The organism is Anoxybacillus sp. CHMUD, from assembly GCF_013096965.1.
Lineage (GTDB): Bacteria > Bacillota > Bacilli > Bacillales > Anoxybacillaceae > Anoxybacillus > Anoxybacillus kestanbolensis_A.
Map to the genome: position 1 here is coordinate 1 of NZ_SDLG01000089.1, position 413 is coordinate 413.

The following is a 413-nucleotide window of genomic DNA, read 5'->3' on the forward strand; positions in this document are numbered from 1 at the left end:
CCCCGACTCAACGTAACGAGCCAGCCACTTGTAGCCGGTTTGCGGGCTGATGCCGAACCGCCGACACAGCTCGCGCCGGTTACAGCCTTCCTGCCGGGCCAATAGAACGAATTCCTGACGAAGGCTCATGGTGTCTCGTGTGCTCCAGGGCATGGCCTGACCTCCGAGCGAATGTGCCGCTCAAAGTGTCAACCATGTCCTCGCACACCTGTCACCTATGTCCCCGGTCCATACAGCAAGACAAAGAAAGTGAGTCGCCCCCGGCAGGGGGTGAAACAAGAGATGGACCGGCACCAGCCATAAAAGCCGACGCCCCAAGAAACCAGTCTCACATGCCTCGATCCACCGGCGGCGTCCACTGATACGCCCAAGTCTCAGAAAGCAACCGCTCCCCCGACTGCAACGTCAGCAAC

1 protein-coding gene is annotated in these 413 nt (G+C 60.0%); it reads right to left on the reverse strand.

The genetic code is table 11. The annotated features are described in order from the left end of the window. Nucleotides 1-153 (reverse strand): helix-turn-helix domain-containing protein (locus ETB99_RS14735; protein ID WP_171700946.1); only part of this gene is annotated, 153 nt, incomplete at its 3' end. Nucleotides 154-413 lie beyond the last annotated feature (260 nt).